Genomic DNA, 746 nt, shown 5'->3' on the forward strand with positions numbered 1-746 from the left:
GAAATTTGAATCTATAACTCCCCTCGATGGTGAAATTCGGGGTAGTCCATTGTTTATTTCATACTCAATAGCACCGCTCAACTCAGAAACTAAATTCTCGCTTGTATGAAAGGTGTCAAAGATTCTAAGTCTTCTAATTATCCGAGCAACAATTCCCATGCCAACAGAGTCAAACGCATCTAAAACCAGGCCGCCAAATACGTCTCTCAACGCCTTTCCTCGGCCATCCTCCGCTACTAGAACAGAAGGTTTAGAAATACTATTCATGAAAATATGTGCATGAACTCTATATCCTATATGTAAATCACATTGACTATAATACTCGATAAGATTTTCCGCAGAACCAGATATATCAACGTAGTCTACGCCCTTTTCTTGTAGCCAGGTAATAAATTTCTGATGCCCGATTAAGTGCTCTTTCTTAGCAGAAGGAGTCTTCAAAAAGCTTTCCGTTGTGCCATGGTGAAAGACTACTTCAAACTTGGCATTTGGGAACAAGGCTTTTGTAGAAAGAATTGCGCTCTCCATCTGTTTTTTTAACGATTTTGAATATAAAAAAGCCACTCCTAGTGAAAAAGCAACTCGACAAATCTCTTCTTGTTCAAGCGAGCTAGAACCGACATATTCTAGGTCGTAAGTAGCTGGGCAACCGGTCATCAAGCCACATCTAACCCCAGAGGTACTAAGGACATTCAATGTGTGGTAATCACGCACACTTACGGGCAGATCATCTTTATCAATTCTCG

General features: G+C 40.5%; 1 protein-coding gene. It reads right to left on the reverse strand.

The window, feature by feature from the left end; all coding sequences use genetic code 11:
- Positions 1-746, reverse strand: a 746-nt coding sequence (locus A3729_RS29235; protein WP_156498219.1) for a polysaccharide pyruvyl transferase family protein, incomplete at both ends; no start/stop codon positions are given.

The sequence above is a fragment of the Oleiphilus sp. HI0043 genome, from assembly GCF_001634935.1.